Source organism: Actinopolyspora sp. BKK2, from assembly GCF_011291845.1.
Taxonomy (GTDB): domain Bacteria; phylum Actinomycetota; class Actinomycetes; order Mycobacteriales; family Pseudonocardiaceae; genus Actinopolyspora; species Actinopolyspora saharensis.
In genome coordinates this window covers 297,106-312,675 of record NZ_JAANTE010000005.1, presented here as the reverse complement: position 1 = coordinate 312,675, position 15,570 = coordinate 297,106, and the positions used below count along the sequence as shown (strand labels likewise).

The 15,570-nt window shown below is 71.8% G+C and carries 17 protein-coding genes; 6 read left to right on the top strand and 11 right to left on the bottom strand.

Annotated elements, in window-relative coordinates:
* The 10 genes from G9Q41_RS13580 to clpS form a co-directional block, all read right to left on the bottom strand.
* Window positions 1-420 carry an Imm1 family immunity protein gene (locus tag G9Q41_RS13580; protein ID WP_165633931.1) on the bottom strand — a complete coding sequence of 140 codons (420 nt, stop codon included), beginning with the start codon at window positions 418-420 and terminating at the stop codon, window positions 1-3.
* A gap of 134 nt (window positions 421-554) precedes the next feature.
* A complete protein-coding gene (locus G9Q41_RS13575; RefSeq protein ID WP_165633932.1) occupies window positions 555-1,325 on the bottom strand; it encodes an MBL fold metallo-hydrolase in 771 nt (256 codons plus the stop codon).
* Complete coding sequence (gene murI, locus G9Q41_RS13570) at window positions 1,322-2,146, bottom strand: glutamate racemase (protein ID WP_092527110.1); 825 nt, start codon at window positions 2,144-2,146, stop codon at window positions 1,322-1,324. The genes G9Q41_RS13575 and murI overlap by 4 nt, the downstream gene beginning before the upstream one ends.
* Window positions 2,143-2,784 (bottom strand): rhomboid family intramembrane serine protease, encoded by a 642-nt coding sequence (locus G9Q41_RS13565; RefSeq protein WP_092528112.1) that lies wholly within the window; start codon window positions 2,782-2,784, stop codon window positions 2,143-2,145. The genes murI and G9Q41_RS13565 overlap by 4 nt, the downstream gene beginning before the upstream one ends.
* A gap of 259 nt (window positions 2,785-3,043) precedes the next feature.
* The gene (locus tag G9Q41_RS13560; RefSeq protein ID WP_165633933.1) at window positions 3,044-3,994 is read right to left on the bottom strand and encodes a cysteine synthase; all 951 of its coding nucleotides are present in this window, start codon (window positions 3,992-3,994) and stop codon (window positions 3,044-3,046) included.
* 28 nt (window positions 3,995-4,022) lie between these two features.
* Window positions 4,023-4,301 carry a MoaD family protein gene (locus G9Q41_RS13555; protein WP_092527104.1) on the bottom strand — a complete coding sequence of 93 codons (279 nt, stop codon included), beginning with the start codon at window positions 4,299-4,301 and terminating at the stop codon, window positions 4,023-4,025.
* Between the two features lie 81 nt (window positions 4,302-4,382).
* Window positions 4,383-4,838, bottom strand: a complete 456-nt coding sequence (locus G9Q41_RS13550) for a M67 family metallopeptidase (RefSeq protein WP_092528109.1) — start codon at window positions 4,836-4,838, stop codon at window positions 4,383-4,385.
* A 91-nt stretch (window positions 4,839-4,929) separates the two neighbouring features.
* Window positions 4,930-5,991, bottom strand: a complete 1,062-nt coding sequence (locus G9Q41_RS13545; protein ID WP_165633936.1) for a P1 family peptidase — start codon at window positions 5,989-5,991, stop codon at window positions 4,930-4,932.
* Between the two features lie 329 nt (window positions 5,992-6,320).
* Window positions 6,321-6,884, bottom strand: a complete 564-nt coding sequence (locus G9Q41_RS13540) for a DUF2017 domain-containing protein (protein WP_092527096.1) — start codon at window positions 6,882-6,884, stop codon at window positions 6,321-6,323.
* 16 nt (window positions 6,885-6,900) lie between these two features.
* Complete coding sequence (gene clpS, locus G9Q41_RS13535) at window positions 6,901-7,194, bottom strand: ATP-dependent Clp protease adapter ClpS (RefSeq protein ID WP_092527094.1); 294 nt, start codon at window positions 7,192-7,194, stop codon at window positions 6,901-6,903.
* Between the two features lie 73 nt (window positions 7,195-7,267).
* Between clpS and G9Q41_RS13530 the strand changes: the two genes are divergently transcribed.
* The 3 genes from G9Q41_RS13530 to G9Q41_RS13520 all read left to right on the top strand — a co-directional run bounded on the left by G9Q41_RS13530 (window position 7,268) and on the right by G9Q41_RS13520 (window position 11,563).
* Window positions 7,268-8,569: a nicotinate phosphoribosyltransferase gene (locus tag G9Q41_RS13530; protein WP_092527092.1), complete on the top strand. Its 1,302-nt coding sequence runs from the start codon at window positions 7,268-7,270 to the stop codon at window positions 8,567-8,569.
* Window positions 8,570-8,645: 76 nt separating this feature from the next.
* The gene (locus G9Q41_RS13525; RefSeq protein WP_092527089.1) at window positions 8,646-9,203 is read left to right on the top strand and encodes a nicotinamidase; all 558 of its coding nucleotides are present in this window, start codon (window positions 8,646-8,648) and stop codon (window positions 9,201-9,203) included.
* 152 nt (window positions 9,204-9,355) lie between these two features.
* On the top strand, window positions 9,356-11,563 hold the full coding sequence (locus G9Q41_RS13520; RefSeq protein WP_092527086.1) for an ATP-dependent DNA helicase: 2,208 nt from the start codon (window positions 9,356-9,358) through the stop codon (window positions 11,561-11,563).
* Between the two features lie 84 nt (window positions 11,564-11,647).
* Here the strand turns inward: G9Q41_RS13520 and G9Q41_RS13515 are convergent, their stop codons facing one another.
* Complete coding sequence (locus tag G9Q41_RS13515; protein WP_242687416.1) at window positions 11,648-11,923, bottom strand: hypothetical protein; 276 nt, start codon at window positions 11,921-11,923, stop codon at window positions 11,648-11,650.
* Window positions 11,924-12,324: 401 nt separating this feature from the next.
* On the opposite strand from G9Q41_RS13515, the gene G9Q41_RS13510 reads away from it, so the two are divergent.
* From G9Q41_RS13510 to G9Q41_RS13500, 3 genes are read left to right on the top strand one after another with little or no spacing between them, the layout of a single operon-like run.
* Complete coding sequence (locus G9Q41_RS13510; RefSeq protein ID WP_165633940.1) at window positions 12,325-12,927, top strand: biotin transporter BioY; 603 nt, start codon at window positions 12,325-12,327, stop codon at window positions 12,925-12,927.
* Window positions 12,924-14,366, top strand: coding sequence for an AMP-binding protein (locus G9Q41_RS13505; RefSeq protein ID WP_165633942.1), 1,443 nt, complete (start codon window positions 12,924-12,926; stop codon window positions 14,364-14,366). The genes G9Q41_RS13510 and G9Q41_RS13505 overlap by 4 nt, the downstream gene beginning before the upstream one ends.
* The gene (locus G9Q41_RS13500) at window positions 14,363-15,505 is read left to right on the top strand and encodes a thiolase family protein (protein WP_165633944.1); all 1,143 of its coding nucleotides are present in this window, start codon (window positions 14,363-14,365) and stop codon (window positions 15,503-15,505) included. The genes G9Q41_RS13505 and G9Q41_RS13500 overlap by 4 nt, the downstream gene beginning before the upstream one ends.
* The last annotated feature ends 65 nt before the right edge of the window (window positions 15,506-15,570 follow it).

Here is a 15,570-nt window from a genome sequence, read left to right as displayed (position 1 = left end):
TCACTCCTCGACGGTGCTCCAGTCGACGGACTCGGGACGACGCCCGGTGCGCAGGAACTCGCTCAGCGCCTCGGCCAGCACGCCGAGCTCCACCCCGCTGCCCGCGGGGAACTCCACGTCCTCCCCGACCAGCGCGGGCGATTCCGGATCGCCCCGCGGGACGGCGAGGTCGTGCTCGACGTCGATGTAGCTCAGGTAGCCGTAGCCGTCCCGCACTGCCACGCAGACGTCGTGGTCGAGCATCCCGGTTTCCTCGTCGGCCGGTTCGCGGTGCTCGTGCCAGACGGTGGCCACCCCGGCGCCCGGCTCGGCCAGCCTGCTGAGCAGCCCGCTCACCTCGGACGGGTCGGTCAACGTCACACCGTCGCCGCCGTTCGGGGCATCCGGCGAGTCGATCGGCCAAACGGCGGTGACAGTCATGTCAGCACTCCATCTCGACGGCGCCATCTCCGACCGGGGCAGTATCCCACCCGCGAAGCGCGGCCGAAGCGCACCACCGGGGCACGCAGCCGCAGGACCGGGCGGCCACGTCGACCGCCCCGCGAAGACCGCCGTCAAACTTCGTAGGTCTCGCCCGCGGAGACCAGCTCCACGGGGGCCGAGGTGCTCGCGCGCGCCTCGGCGAGGATCGCGGCGCTGTCGGCCCAGGGTTGCAGGTGCGTCAGCAGCAGCCTGCCCACCGAACCGCTCTCGGCCACCTCGGCGGCCTGCCTGCCCGAGAGGTGCAGCCCGTCCGGACGGTCCGGGGAGTCCTGCCAGGAGGCCTCGGACAGCAGCACGTCGACGTCGGCGGCGAGCTCGGTGAGCCCGCCGCAGGGACCGGTGTCACCGGTGTAGGCCAGCACCCTGCCCTCGGCGGCCACCCGGAACCCCCAGCTGGGGCAGATGTGCTCCACGGGGAAAGCCGTGATCTCGAACGGGCCGATCCGCACGGGGCTCTCGGGCACGGAGCGGAAGTCGAACACGTCGGAGAGGTCGGTCGCGGCGCGCTCGGCTGAGCTGGGGGCGTACAGCGCGGCCAGCCGGTCCGGCGCCTCCTCCGGGCCGAACACGCTCAGCCTGCGCTCGCCGGGGGCGTACGGCGGGTCGGGGTGGTACCGGCGCAGCACGGTCAGCGCGCCGAAGTCCGCGCAGTGGTCGGGGTGCAGGTGTGAAAGCAGCAGGGCGTCCGCGGCGAACGGATCGGCGAAGCGCTGCAGGGTTCCCAACGTGCCGTTGCCCAGATCGAGCAGGATCCGGACGCCGCCCGACTCCACCAGGTACCCCGAAGCGGGCGTGGCGGAGCCCGGGATGCTGCCGGAGCAACCGAGGATCGTCAGCTTCACACGACCGAGCGTGACACGTCGGGCGGCAACGCAACATCGGATGTGACGGAAGGCCCGAGAAAACGTCGGGCCAGCTTGGCGAACGGCTCGGCCGAGCCCGTGGCGCGGAACTCGTGCTTCGGCGGGTCGCCAGAGGCGTCCCGCTCCGCGAGCAGGTCGCGCTCGGTGAGCACCCGCACCACGTCCTTCGCCGTCTCCTCCGCGCTGGAGACCAGCGTCACCTGATCGCCCATGACGATCTGCAGCACCCCGCTCAGCAGCGGGTAGTGGGTGCACCCGAGCACCAGGGTGTCCACGTCGGCCCGCTGCAGCGGATCCAGATAGGCCTGCACCAGCCCGAGGATCTGCCTGCCGGAGGTCGTCCCGCGTTCGACGAAGTTCACGAACCTGGGACAGGCCACGGTGTGCGGGGTCACCCCGGGGGCGGCGGCGAACGCGTCCTCGTAGGCGCGGGAGCGAACTGTCGCGCTGGTGCCGATCACCCCCACCCTGCCGTTGCGGGTGGTGGCAGCCGCGCGGCGCGCGGCGGGCAGCACGACCTCCACCACGGGAATATCGTAGCGCTCCCGCGCGTCCCGCAGACAGGCGGCCGAAGCGGTGTTGCAGGCCACGACCAGCATCTTCACCCCCTCTTCGACGAGGGAGTCCGCCACCGCCAGGGCGTGCTCGCGCACCCGCGCTATCGGCTGCGGCCCGTAGGGGCCGTTGGCGGTGTCGCCCACGTAGCGCAGCCGTTCTCCGGGAAGCTGGTCCATGATCGCGCGGGCCACCGTGAGGCCGCCCACGCCGGAATCGAAGATCCCGATCGGTGCTTGGGTCACGACCCCAGTCTGCCCGGCAGCTCACCGGAACGCGCGGACCCGCCCCTGTGCGGACGGTCACTCCGAGTCACCAGCCAGGCAGCGAGCACGCCCCCCAGCGCTCCGAACAGGTGAGCCTGCCACGAGACCCCGTGCTGCCCGGGCAGGACGCCCCACAGCATTCCGCCCCAGTAGACGACCAGCACCACGGCCACCAGGATCTGCGCCATGCTCCCGGTGAAGAAGCCGCGCACCAGCAAGAACATCAGCCAGCCGAAGGCGAGGCCCGAGGCGCCGAGGTGGGTGGTCGACTCCCCGGCTACCAACCAGGTCCCCAGTCCGCCGATCACCCAGACCACGGCGGTGACCACGACGAAGCGGCCCATCCCTCCCGCCATGCACAGCCACCCGAGCACCAGCAGCGGCAGGGTGTTGCCCATGAGGTGTTCCCAGCCCGCGTGCAGCAGCGGTGCCCAGACGATGCCGTCCAGTCCCTCCACCTCACGCGGCTGGATGCCGTTGACGTCGAGCCCGTGCACTCTTCCGGGAGTGGTCGCCCCCGCCTGGAAGAACAGCTGGTCGATCAGTTCCAGCACGTACAGCAGGGCCACGAAAGCCAGCGACACCGCCGCCGCCCTCCCCGGCTGCGGTGGCAGCACTCGGGGTTTGCGCCGCGGACCGGATCCTGTGGAGGCCGAACTCACACCGCCGAGCTTACGCTGATCGCGGCAGGCGCGACCACACGCGGGTGGACGCGGAGCGGGCCGTTGGCCGGTGACACCGCCCACGCGACGTCGCGGACGGGAGCGTCGAACGCAGCAAGATTCCCCGTCGTGGCGGGACCTCCGGTGCGCTCCCGCGGCGGTGCTGATTCACGCCGCCGCGGGAACTCGCCGAACGGTCCCGCCCCGGAGGGAATCAGGCCCAGAGCTGGCCGTCCAGCTGCTGCGCGGCCTCGTCCAGCGTGCCCCCGTAGGCGCCCGTGGACAGGTACTTCCAGCCCGCATCGGCCACCAGGAAGACGATCTCGGCGGACTCCCCGGCCGCGGCGGCGCGTTCGCCCACCGTCAGCGCGGCGTGCAGCACGGCCCCGGTGGAGATGCCGGCGAAGATGCCCTCGCACTCCAGCAGCTGGCGGGTCCGCCGCAACGCGTCGTAGGAGCCGACGGAGAACCGCCGGTTGAGCACGTCGGCGTCGTAGAGCTCCGGGACGAAGCCCTCGTCCAGGTTCCGCAGTCCGTAGACCAGCTCCCCGTAACGCGGCTCGGAGGCCACGATCTGGGTGCCCGGCTTCTGCTCGTGCAGGTAACGCCCCACACCCACCAGTGTTCCCGTCGTTCCGAGACCGGCGACGAAGTGCGTCACGTTCGGGAGGTCCTTCAGGATCTCCGGACCGGTCCCCCGGTAGTGCGCCTCGGCGTTGGCCGAGTTGCCGTACTGGTACAGCATCACCCAGTCCGGGTTCTGCTCGGCCAGCTGCTTGGCAACGACCACGGCCTGGTTCGAACCTCCCTCGGCCGGGGAGGAGACGATGCGCGCTCCGTAAGCCTGCAGGATCTGCCTGCGTTCCTCGGAAGTGTTCTCCGGCATCACGCAAACGAGGCCGTACCCCTTCAGCGAAGCGGCCATGGCCAGGGAGATACCGGTGTTTCCCGAGGTGGGCTCCAGGATCGTGCACCCCTGGGTGAGGGTGCCCTCCTTCTCGGCCGCCTCGATCATGGCCAGCGCGGGCCGGTCCTTGACCGAACCGGTCGGGTTACGGTCCTCCAGCTTCGCCCACAACCGCACGTCGGAAGACGGCGAGAGCCGCGGCAGTCCGACCAGCGGAGTGTCTCCGAGGGTGTCCAGCAACGAGTCGTAGCGGGCCACGTCAATCTCCTCCCCGCGAGGGAACGCTTCAGCGCATGCCGCCTGCGACGGCAGGCAGGATCGTCAGGCTGTCCCCGTCCGAGATCGAGGCCTCGAGGCCACCGACGAACCGGACGTCCTCGTCGTTGACGTAGACGTTCACGAAACGGTGCAGCGCACCGTCCTTGACCAGTCGGTCCTTGAGCCCCGTGTGCCGCGAGTCGAGATCGTTGATCACCTCGGCCACGGTGCTGCCGTCGGCCTCAACCGACTTCTGCCCACCGGTGTAAGTGCGCAGAATGGTCGGGATCGAAACATTGACTGCCATGGCGCAACCTCCTGTGAACCACACGTAATTTCGCAAATCCACCCGACAGCCACGCCGCGCACGTCCGCGCGACGTGGGGGCTCAGCCTCGGTCGGGGATGTCGTCGCTGCCGGTGTGGGCGAACATGTAGGACTCGACGACCTCCACCGGCTCCTCGGTGACGACGCCGTCGACGATGCTGTAGGAGCGCAGCTCGTATTCCTGCGGGTCCCTGGTGGACACGAGCACGTAGTGCGCGTTGGGTTCCGAGGCGTAGGACACGTCGGTCCGCGAGGGGTACGCCTCGGTGGCGGTGTGCGAGTGGTAGATGACCACCGGCTCCTCGTCCGCGGCGTCCATGGCCCGCCAGACCTGCAGTTGCTCGGTGGAGTCGAACCGATAGAACGTCGGCGAACGTTCGGCGTTGATCATCTCGATCACCCGCTCGGGGCGATCTGACCCTTCCGGGCCAGCTACCACACCACACGCCTCATCCGGGTGGTCCCGTCGAGCATGCGCAACCATCGCATCCACGAGGTCGCGTCGGATCACCAGCACAGCCACCATCCTACGGGGTGAGTCACCGGGCTCCCATCATGTGAACCCGGCGGCGGATCGTTCCTGGGGCGAAACGTCGTTCGCCCGTGATTCATTCCCGCTCGGGATGGTAAAGGGATGTGTAACCGGGCACTTCCGCCACCGACTCGGCCGCGAGCACCGCGTGCACGATCGCCCGTGCCGTCACCTCGGCCGCCGCCGCGCAGACCGCGTCGAGCGCGGCCACCCAGCCAGGCTCACCCGCAGCCGGGGCGCCGGAGCGCTCCCCCGTGGCCAGCGCGAACACGGTGTCCCCGTCGGTCATCCCGTGGGCGGGGCGAACCGCGCGGGCCACACCGTCGTGCGCGGCCACCGCGACCCTGCGGCACTCGGGCTTTCCGAATCCCGCGTCGGTGGCCACCACTCCGATCGTGGTGTTCAGCGGGGCGATCTCCGCGCCGGAGCGGTCCGTGCGCGCGTTGCGCGCCCGCGCCGCCGCGATCGCCTCGGCGGAGGGCGCCGGGACGTCGAACTCCCCCTCCAGACCGCTGGACAGCGCCCACGGCAGTCCCGTGCTCGGGTCGACCACCGCTCCCGAGGAGTTGACCGCGATCAGCGCGCCGACCGTGGTCCCGTCCTCCAGCACCGCGCTGGCGGTGCCCACGCCGCCCTTGAGCGCCCCGGCCACGGCCCCGGTCCCCGCGCCGACGTTGCCCGTCGCGGGAACTCCGCGGCTCCGCCCCTCGCAGGCCGCGTAGCCGAAGGTCGCGTCCGGCCGTCTGCCCCAGTCGCTCATCGGCAGGTCGAACAGCACTGCCGCGGGCACGATCGGCACCACCTCGTGCGGAGTGCTCCCCACGCGCAGCCCGTGTCCGCGCTCGGCCAGCCAGCGCATCGCCCCGTCCGCCGCGGAGAGCCCGAAGGCGCTGCCCCCACCGAGCAGCACCCCGTGCACCAGCTGGGCCAGGTGGTCGGGGTCGAGCACGTCGGTTTCCCGCGTTCCGGGGCCCGCGCCCCGGACGTCCACCCCCGCGGCGGCTCCCTCCGGAGTGAGCACCACCGTGCTCCCGGTCGCCCAGCGCTCGTCGAGGCGGTGGCGGTGTCCCACGGACACCCCGGCGACATCGGTGATCGCGTTGTTCGCCCCACTGCCCCGCCCGAAGCTCTCCACCATCAGGCCTCCTGGAAGGTTTCCCGGCGCGGTTTGCGCGGGTGGTTGCGCGGCGGTGCCGACTGCTCAGGCTCGTAAGCGCTCCGCTGGACAGCGCCCCTTGGTCGGGAGTGCCGATCCAGGCGCTCTGCGCACTTCCGGTGCGCGGCCGCACCCCAACGCGAGTGCTTCAGCCTGACCAGGACGAGAAGATCCGGTGCGTGAGTCGGATGCATTGCAAGGCCGGGCCGCTCGCCGCGTAGGTCGCTACTCAAGAGCGTGCCCAACGCTCCCAAGGCGCCGACTCACGTGCCGGCTAACCAACCACCCAAGCAAAGTACCGTCACAAGGGGTCAAGAAGTCAGGGCCCGAATCATACTGTCCTGCACCCAGGTCAGCCACTGGTAGACGTAGTAGTGCTCGCGCTGCAGCTGGTCCTCCGGCGGCTCCTCCGGGGTTTCCTCCGAGATGTCCAGCGCCGTGCCGAGCGCGAGGCGCACGTCGTTGATCGCCGACAGCCAGCTGTCGGCCTGGTCCTCGGTCAGCGAGACTTCACCGCCCTGCTCCGGGCAGGTCTCCAGCACGGTCTCGGCCACTCCGCTCTTGTGGTCGATCAGCTCGGGTTCGTGTAGCGAGCGCAGCGCTCCCGCCGTGTCGGCCTCCTCGGTCTCGGGTTCGAAGCTGTCCCTGTCCGGCCGGATGAAGTCCGGCAGCAACCTCGCCAGCACGCTCTCCTGCGGCGGCGTGTTCGGACCGGTGCGCATCCCGGTCAACTCGGCCAGCTCGTCCTGCGGGGCCTGCTGCGCACGGGCGGTGAGCATGTCCTTGATCTCGCCGACGAGGCCCCGGATCACCGCTGCCTCGTTGGCTTCGAGCTCGCTCACCAGGCGGCCGTTGTCGCGTGTCCAATCCTGCACTGGGTTCGCTGTCCGTTCACGAGTCGTGCTGCATGGTTGCCCAGAGGCCCGCGGCGTGAAGTTTCGCCACGTCGCCCTCCACCTTTTCCTTGGATCCCGAGGAGACCACGGCCCTGCCCTTGTTGTGCACGTCCAGCATGAGCTTGGTGGCGTGCTCCTCGCTGTAACCGAAGACCTTCTGCAGGACGTAGGTCACGTACGACATCAGATTGACCGGATCGTTCCACACGATGGTCACCCAAGGCCGCTCCGACGCTCCGGTCTCCTCCGGCTCGACCTGCGTACTCTCCGCTTCGGCTGGGGTGGTCATATCCCCATTCTCACACGTTCGCGCCCGACGGCTGGTGCCCACGCGCCTTCCCACGGCACGTAATCTCGCGCATATGACCGATCCAGCCAGTACCGCGCTGCGCACCGACCACTACGAACTGACCATGCTCAGCAGCGCGTTGCGTGACGGCACGGCCCAGCGCGACTGCGTGTTCGAGGTCTTCACCAGGAGCCTGCCGGGCGGGCGCCGCTACGGAGTGGTGGGCGGCATCGAGCGGGTGTTGGACGCGGTGGAGAACTTCCGCTTCGACCAGCGGACGCTGGAGGCCCTCGAACGCGACCGGGTCTGCGACGAGCGGACGCTCGACTGGCTGCGCGAGTACCGCTTCACCGGTGACGTGGACGGCTACCCCGAGGGCGAGCTGTACTTCCCCGGGTCGCCCGTGCTGACGGTGCGGGGCACCTTCGCCGAGGCCGTGCTGCTGGAGACGGTGATCCTGTCCATCCTCAACCACGACAGCGCCGTGGCGGCGGCCGCGACCAGGATGTCCTCGGCCGCCAACGGCAGGCGCCTCATCGAGATGGGCTCCCGCCGCACGCACGAGGACTCGGCCGTGGCCTGCGCCCGCATCTCCTACCTGTCCGGTTTCACGGCCACCTCGAACCTGGAGGCCGGGGCGCGCTACGGGATCCCCACGGCCGGGACCTCCGCCCACTCGTTCACCCTGCTGCACGACAACGAGCGGGAGGCGTTCCGCGCCCAGGTCGACGCGCTGGGAGCGGGCACGTCCCTGCTGGTCGACACCTACGACATCACCGAGGGCATCCGCACCGCCGTTGAGGTGGCAGGCACCGAGCTGGGGGCGGTGCGCATCGACTCCGGTGACGTCGGTGTGCTGGCCAGGCAGGCGCGGGAGCAGCTCGACTCGCTCGGGGCCACGGGCACGCGGATCGTGATCTCCGGGGACCTGGACGAGTTCGCGATCGCCTCGCTGCGCGCGGAGCCGGTGGACGTCTACGGCGTGGGCACCTCCCTGGTGGTCGGTTCCGGGGCTCCCACCGCGGGGATGGTCTACAAACTGGCCGAGGTGGACGGACGCCCCGTGGCCAAGCGCAGCTCGCACAAGGAGTCGCGCGGCGGGAGCAAGGCCGCGCTGCGCAGGCACAAACCGACCGGCACCGCGCTGGAGGAGGTCGTCTACCGCAACGGCGCGGGGCACGAGCCGCCCGCGGCCGGACCGCACGACAGGTTCGTGCAGACGCCGTTGATCCGCGGAGGCCGCAGGGTCGAGAATCTGCCCGGGCTGGAGGACAATCGGCAGCGACTCCGGCACGCGCTGGTGAGCCTTCCCTGGGAGGGGCTCAAGCTGTCCTCCGGGGAGCCCGCCATCCCCACGGTGTTCGAGAACCGCTGAAAGCACCGCGGGGCGGGCACCGCCCCGTCGGAGGAGTCCGCCGGGCAGGGCCGTCGGGAAGGTTGGAGGGACGAAGATGACCAGGGCGTTGATCGTCGTCGACGTGCAGAACGACTTCTGCGAGGGCGGCGCGCTGGCCGTGAGCGGAGGGGCGGGAACCGCCTCGGCGATCTCGCGCTACCTCACCACGACCGAGCACGACCACGTGGTCGCGACCAGGGATTACCACGTGGACCCCGGTGACCACTTCGCCGAGAACCCCGATTTCGTGACTTCCTGGCCGGTGCACTGCGTGGCCGGAACCGCAGGGGCCGCTTTCCACCCCGAGCTGGACGTGGCACCGGTGCAGGCCGTCTTCTCCAAGGGGCAGTACAGCCACGGCTACTCGGGCTTCGAGGGCAACGGGCTGGCCGAGTGGCTGGCCGAGCGGGGGGTGGACTCGGTCGACGTCGTCGGGCTGGCCACCGACCACTGCGTGCGCGCCACCGCGCTGGACTCCGTCCGCTCCGGTTTCGCCACCAGGGTGCTGCTCGACCTCACGGCCGGGGTCGCGGAGGAGACCGTGGACCGCGCCCTGGAGCAGCTGCGCGCCGCGGGGGTGACCCTCTCCGGTGAGCCGGTGGTTCGCGGCTGACGGCGGGCCCGGCGCTCGGTCGCCCCGCGCGGAGGCCTCCTTCGGTGGTTGTGGACGCTCGCCGAGCGCCCTCTCCCCTCGCGCGCGTTCCGCGGCGCCTCGATCTCGGGTAGCGGAGGGCATCGAAGGACGCTGCGGTAACGTCGGCGAACGTGCCCGCTTCCGTTCCGAACTGGTCAGTTTCCGACGTCTTCGAGCCCGACGGGACCGAACAACTTCCTCCCGAGCTCGTGGAGCAGAGCGCTCCCGAACCGGAGCCGGTCTCCGCCGGGGCCGGTGCACCTCCCGGGCCGAGCACCCCGAGCACGGCGGAACGCACCGAGCGCGCGGAACGCGCGGAGCCCGCCGATCTGGACACGCTGCTCTCGGTCGCGGTCGAAGCCGTTTCCGGAACACCGCGGGAGGGCCAGACCGCCATGGCGAAGGCGGTGGACAACGCCATCGAGTCCGGTGAGCACCTGGCCGTCCAGGCCGGGACCGGAACCGGGAAGTCGCTGGCCTACCTGGTCCCGGCGATCCGGCACGCCGTGGCCGCGAACACGACCGTGGTCGTTTCCACCGCGACCATCGCGCTGCAGCGGCAGCTGGTGGAGCGCGACCTTCCCCGGTTGGCCACCGCTCTTTCCGAGGCGCTCGGTCGGCGGCCGACGTTCGCGATCCTCAAGGGCAGGCGCAACTACCTGTGTCTGAACAGGGTTCACGGCAACGCCCCCGAGGAACCGGAGGAGGCCGCGCTGTTCGATCCCGCGGCCACCTCCGCCCTGGAACGCGATGTGCGCAGGTTGCGCGAGTGGTCCTCGGAGACCGAGACGGGGGATCGCGACGAGCTGGTTCCGGGGGTCTCGGAGCGCGCGTGGCGTCAGATGTCGGTCACGGCCAACGAGTGCCTCGGGGCGCACCGCTGTCCGGTGGGAGCGGACTGCTTCGCCGAGCACGCCCGCAACGAGGCCGGGCGGGCCGACATCGTGGTCACCAACCACGCCCTGCTGGCGATCGACGCGCTGGACGACAAGCCGGTGCTACCGGAGCACGACATGGTCGTGGTCGACGAGGCGCACGACCTGGTGGACCGGGTCACTTCGGCAGCGGGCGGAGAACTCTCCGGTTCCGCCGTGAAGCAGGCCGCCAAGAGGTGCGGGCGCGCGGTGGACGAGGAGATCGCCGACCGGCTGAACGAGGCAGGTGAGGGGCTCGAGTTCGTGCTCGGGGAGTCGGCTCCCGGGCGGTTGGAGGAGCTGCCGCGGGAGTTGTCCTCCGCGCTGTCCGGGGTGCGGGACGCGGCCGCTGCCTGCGTCACCGCGCTGGGCACCGAGCAGCGCGAGGACGCGGAGACGGGCAGCGTGCGCAAGCTCGCCCTGGCGCCCACCCAGGAGGTCCACGACACGGCGATGCGGTTGCTCGACGGGTTCGACGCCCCGGAGGGGGAACGGCACGACGTGGTGTGGCTCAGCGCGGAGAACGGGCGCGCCCCCGCGCTGAAGGTGGCTCCGCTCGGGGTGGGCGGGCTGCTGCGCCAGCGATTGTTCGAGCAGCGCACGACCGTGCTCACCTCCGCGACGCTGGCGCTGGGCGGTTCCTTCGACACCCTGGCCGGGCAGTGGGGACTGCCTCCGCAGCGGGCGGCCCGGCCTGCTGCGGACACCGCCACCGCGGCAGAGCCCCCCTCCGACGCGTCGGAACCCAGCTGGGTCGGCCTCGACGTGGGATCGCCCTTCGACTACCAGCGCAGCGGCATCCTCTACGTCGCCCGACACCTGCCCTCCCCCGGCAGGGACGGACTCCCGGAGTCCTACCTGGACGAGCTCGCCGAGCTGGTCACGGCGGCGGGGGGCCGCACCCTCGGCCTGTTCTCCTCCATGCGGGCGGCGCGGCAGGCCTGCGACGAGCTGCGGGAACGACTGTCCACTCCGGTGCTGTGCCAGGGGGAGGACAGCACCGGGCTGCTGGTGGACTCCTTCGCCAAGGATCCGGCCACGAGCCTGTTCGGCACCCTGTCGCTGTGGCAGGGGGTGGATGTGCCCGGTGAGTCGCTGCAACTGGTCGTGATGGACCGCATTCCGTTCCCCCGGCCGGACGACCCGCTTGCCTCGGCTCGTCAGAAGGCCATCTCGGCGAACGGGGGCAACGGGTTCATCACGGTCGCGGGGACCCACGCCGCGCTGCTGCTGGCCCAGGGCGCGGGCAGGCTGCTGCGCTCGGCCTCCGACCGCGGGGTGGTCGCCGTGCTCGACCCCAGGCTGGCCACCGCTCGCTACGGGAGTTTCCTCCGCGCCTCGCTGCCCCCGTTCTGGAGCACCCACGATCCCGAGGTGGTCCGGGGTGCGCTGCGGCGGCTGGACTCGGCGACGACGGACCGGTGAGCGGGCGGGGCGTGCTCCGCGGCCGGCCGGGCTCGCCCCTCCGCGGAGTCACGTCCCGCACCCGCGCCCCGTCCGCGAGCTCGTTCACCGGCCGATCCCGGAAGTGCTCGTGTCGCGCTCGCGCTGACGGTCGGACTGCTCGGGCATCTCCGGGTGCGTGTACTCCTCCATCCGCATGGCCACGCCGAGTGCGAGGAATGTCGGGGCCCACTCCCCGACGAAGATGCCCCACCTGTCCGCACGAGCCAGGCTCTCCCCCTGCAGACCGCGGGAAGCCGCCCAGGAGGCGAACGAGAGGAATACCGAGGCGATCCCCGCACCGATCATCTTGTCCGAATCCAATCCGTATTTGCGCAACATCGAAAGCATGGTGGCACCTCTCCGGTCACGCCCACTCCACAATCGGCCAGCGGGCACTTCTTGGACACCCCTGGGATTTCCTTTCTGAGCCCTGGTAAACCCGCAACCCCACCGACGGGTGCCCCGACCTCGTGCTGTGTCCCGAGTGGTTCTTCCGAGGCGCCGGCACGCGACGGCCAGTTACCGGAACTCGCCGGTCATCGACAAGAGCGGACCCGGACTCCACGCAGCGGCCCCCCTGTTGTGGAGTCCCCACAACAGCGCCCGGTTTTTTCTGTAATGCCGGTGATCGCGGTTAGGTTGTCCGCTGTTTCCGCCCGCGGCGGGACGGGACGGCGTCGAACCGGCGTCCCCGTCCACGCCCTCCGGACCTCTCCCGAACGTTTCCGCAGGAGAACAGCGTGACGACCGATTCCCCCCAACCCTCGGACGGACGGTCGGGTGGTGCCCGGCCTGCCGCCGACCTGGCCCGCGTCGTGGTCTTCGCCGCGTTCACCGCCGTGCTGGGCACCTTCCCCGGCATCTACCTGGCGGGCGCGGCGGTGCCGATCGTGCTGCAGAACACCGGGCCGCTGCTGGCGGGGAGCCTGCTCGGGGCCCGCCGCGGTGCCGCTTCGGTGCTGCTGCTGCTCGTGCTGGTCGCGCTCGGACTGCCGCTGCTGTCCGGGGGGCGCGGTGGCATCGCCCCGTTCTTCGGCCCCAGCGGCGGGTTCCTGGTGGGCTGGATCGCCTCGGCGCTGGTGGTGGGGCTGATCGTGTCCGCGGCGCGCAAGCCCACCCTCGCGGTGCTGCTGCCAGCCAACCTGGCCGGCATCGCCGTGGACTACCTGTTCGGCGTCCCCTTCATGGCCCAGGCGATCGGCGATCTCCGCGCGGCAGGCGTGGCCGCCCTCGGCTACCTCCCCGGCGATCTGACCAAGGTCGTGCTGGTCTCGCTGGTCGCGGCAGCCGTGCACCGCGCCTTCCCCCATTCCCTCCCCCGCAGGAAGGCGGCGAAGTCATGAGCCCGGTGACGAACCAGCGGCCGAGCCGGGGGACCGCGGGGGCGGACGTCCCGCCGGCGGAGCTCCCCCCGATCCTGGCCGGGGGGCTGCCCCGCGCGCTGCACCACGGTCCCCACCGCTTCACCGCCGTCGAGCTGCTCGACTCGGCGCACGCCGCCGCCGTGGAACTCCGCTCCTCCGGCGCGGTCGGGGGAAGCCGGATAGCCGTCGAAGGTGACGGCACCGCCCCGAGCAGGCTCGCCCACCTGCTCGGCGCCGACCTGCTCGGCGCGGGTGCGCTGCTGCTCGATCCGGGCTGGAGCCCGGCCGAGCGATCCGCCGTCCTCGAGGACGCCGCTCCGGACGTGCGGGCCTGCGGACGTCCAGGACCCCCTGGAACCCGGTTCACCGCGCGCGGCTCGGGGCGAAGCCTGTTCCACTTCCCCACCACCTCGGGCAGCACCAGCCGCCCCAAGGTCCTCGCCCGCACCCGCTCCTCCTGGTGGTGCAGCTTCGCCGCCTTCGAGGTCGGCATCACCGCGGAGGACGCGGTGCTGATCCCCGGCCCGCTGAGCTCCTCGCTGTTCCTGTTCGGAGCTCTGCACGCCATGCACCTCGGCGCCGAGGTGGAGCTGCTCGAACGCTGGTCGGCAGAGGAGGCGGCCGAGGCCTGCTCCAGGGCCGACGTGGTGCACCTCGTGCCGTCCATGCTCGCGGCGCTGCTCGCGGTGCTCGAGCGCGACCCGCGGGCGCGTGCGCGGTGCCGGGTGCGCCGCTTCGTCTGCGGCGGGGCCGAGCCGGACGCGCGGCTCCGGGAACGGCTGGCGGAAACGCTGCCCGGCTGCGAGCTGGTGGAGTACTACGGATCGGCCGAGCACTCGCTCGTGGCCCTGCGTCGTGCGGACGGGCTGCTGCACCCGGCCCGCCACGTGGAGACCGAGATCCGCGACGGAGCGCACGCGGTCGCCCCCGGCGGGACGGGCACCCTGTGGGTGCGTTCCCCGCTGGGGTTCTCCGGGCGGATGGAGTCGGGGGAGTTGACCCCCGTGGAACCCGGTTTCCACAGCGTGGGCGACCTCGCCTCCGCCCACGTCGGCGGCGGATTCACCGTGCTGGGCCGCGATTCCGCCACCATCGGCAGCGGGGCCGAGCTGGTACCGGCCGAGCGGGTCGAGGGGGTGCTGCGCTCGGTTCCGGGGGTGGTCGACGCGGTGGTCGTGGGCACCCCGCACCCCAGGTTCGGCTCCCTGGTCACCGCGGTGCTCGAGGTCGACCCCTCCACCCCGCCACCCGTGACCGAGCTCCGCCGGGTGGCCCGGGAGTCGCTGAGCAGCGCGCAGCGCCCGCGTCGCTGGCTGTCCGCGCGAGCGCTTCCCCGCACCCCGGCGGGCAAACCGGCCCGGCGCCGGATCGAGGACCAGCTCGGTTCGGGAGAGCTCCCCACCTGGACACTGCGATGACCGAAGACGACGTTGCCCCGCACACCCCAGTGATCATCGCCGCGCGGCGCACCCCGGTCGGCACCGCGGGCGGCTCGCTCCGCGAGGTGGCAGTCGACCGGCTCGCCGCGAGCGCGCTGGAGGCCGCGCTGGCCGACAGCGGCTTCCAGCGGGTCGACGACGTGCTGCTGGGCAACACGCGCGGGCCCGGCGGGAACCCGGCGCGGGTGGCCGCGCTGCGCGCCGGTCTCGGCCACGGCACGCCGGGCACCACCGTGGACCGCCAGTGCGCGAGCGGGCTGAGCGCGATCGTCACCGCCGCCGACCTGGTGACCGCGGGCGCGGGGAAGTTCTACCTGGCCGGGGGCGCGGAGAGCGCGTCGACTGCCCCGTGGCGGGCCCGCCGCCCGCGGGACGCGGCCGAACCTCCGGTCTTCTACTCCCGGGCCCCGTTCGCCCCCGCCGAGGTCGGTGACCCCGACATGGGGCCTGCCGCCGACCTGGTGGCCGCCGAGGCCGGGATCTCCCGGCAGCGGCAGGACCGCTTCGCCGAGCGCAGCCACCGACGTGCCGTGGAGGCGCAGCGCTCGGGGGTCTTCGACGAGGAGATCGTCGAGGTCAACGGGGTCCGCACCGACGAGCGGCCACGCGCGGGTTTCGACGAGCGGAGGCTGGCCAGGTTCCCTCCCGCGTTCACCGCAGGGGGTACCGTCACGGCGGCGAACTCGTGCGGCATCAGCGACGGCGCGGCGGTGGTGGCGGTCACCGCGGAACGCGAACGGCGCGAGCTGGGCGCACCGGGGATCCGGCTGCTGGCCCGGGAAACCAGCGGCGTCGACCCCAACCGGCTCGGGCTGGCCGCCGTTCCCGCCATGCGCTCCGCGCTGGAAACCGCTGGGCGCACTCCCGAGGTGGTCGAGTTCACCGAGGCCTTCGCCGGGCAGGTGCTGGCCTGCGCGGACGCGGTGGGCGTCGAGGAGCGCGCGGTCAGCCCCGACGGAGGGGCCATCGCCCTCGGTCATCCGTGGGGAGCCTCCGGGGCGATGCTGCTCGTCCGGCTGTTCCACCGGATGACCACCCGCGGGAACCGGGTGGGGATGGCCGCGCTGTCCTCGGGAGGTGGCATCGGAGTGGCCACCGTCTGGGAGCTGGTCCCCTGAGCGCCGCCACCGCGCGGTGCGCCCGCACCCCGGAAGTTTCCCGCTTGCGCACGTCCCCGAGGGGA

What these genes read in the sequence shown, in the direction of transcription:
- G9Q41_RS13580 (WP_165633931.1), bottom strand. Translation starts at nt 420, where the DNA reads ATGACTGTCACCGCCGTTTGGCCGATCGACTCGCCGGATGCCCCGAAC.
- G9Q41_RS13555 (WP_092527104.1), bottom strand. Translation starts at nt 4,301, where the DNA reads ATGGCAGTCAATGTTTCGATCCCGACCATTCTGCGCACTTACACCGGT.
- G9Q41_RS13545 (WP_165633936.1), bottom strand. Translation starts at nt 5,991, where the DNA reads ATGGTGGAGAGCTTCGGGCGGGGCAGTGGGGCGAACAACGCGATCACC.
- clpS (WP_092527094.1), bottom strand. Translation starts at nt 7,194, where the DNA reads ATGACCACCCCAGCCGAAGCGGAGAGTACGCAGGTCGAGCCGGAGGAG.
- G9Q41_RS13530 (WP_092527092.1), top strand. Translation starts at nt 7,268, where the DNA reads ATGACCGATCCAGCCAGTACCGCGCTGCGCACCGACCACTACGAACTG.
- G9Q41_RS13525 (WP_092527089.1), top strand. Translation starts at nt 8,646, where the DNA reads ATGACCAGGGCGTTGATCGTCGTCGACGTGCAGAACGACTTCTGCGAG.
- G9Q41_RS13515 (WP_242687416.1), bottom strand. Translation starts at nt 11,923, where the DNA reads ATGTTGCGCAAATACGGATTGGATTCGGACAAGATGATCGGTGCGGGG.
- G9Q41_RS13505 (WP_165633942.1), top strand. Translation starts at nt 12,924, where the DNA reads ATGAGCCCGGTGACGAACCAGCGGCCGAGCCGGGGGACCGCGGGGGCG.
- G9Q41_RS13500 (WP_165633944.1), top strand. Translation starts at nt 14,363, where the DNA reads ATGACCGAAGACGACGTTGCCCCGCACACCCCAGTGATCATCGCCGCG.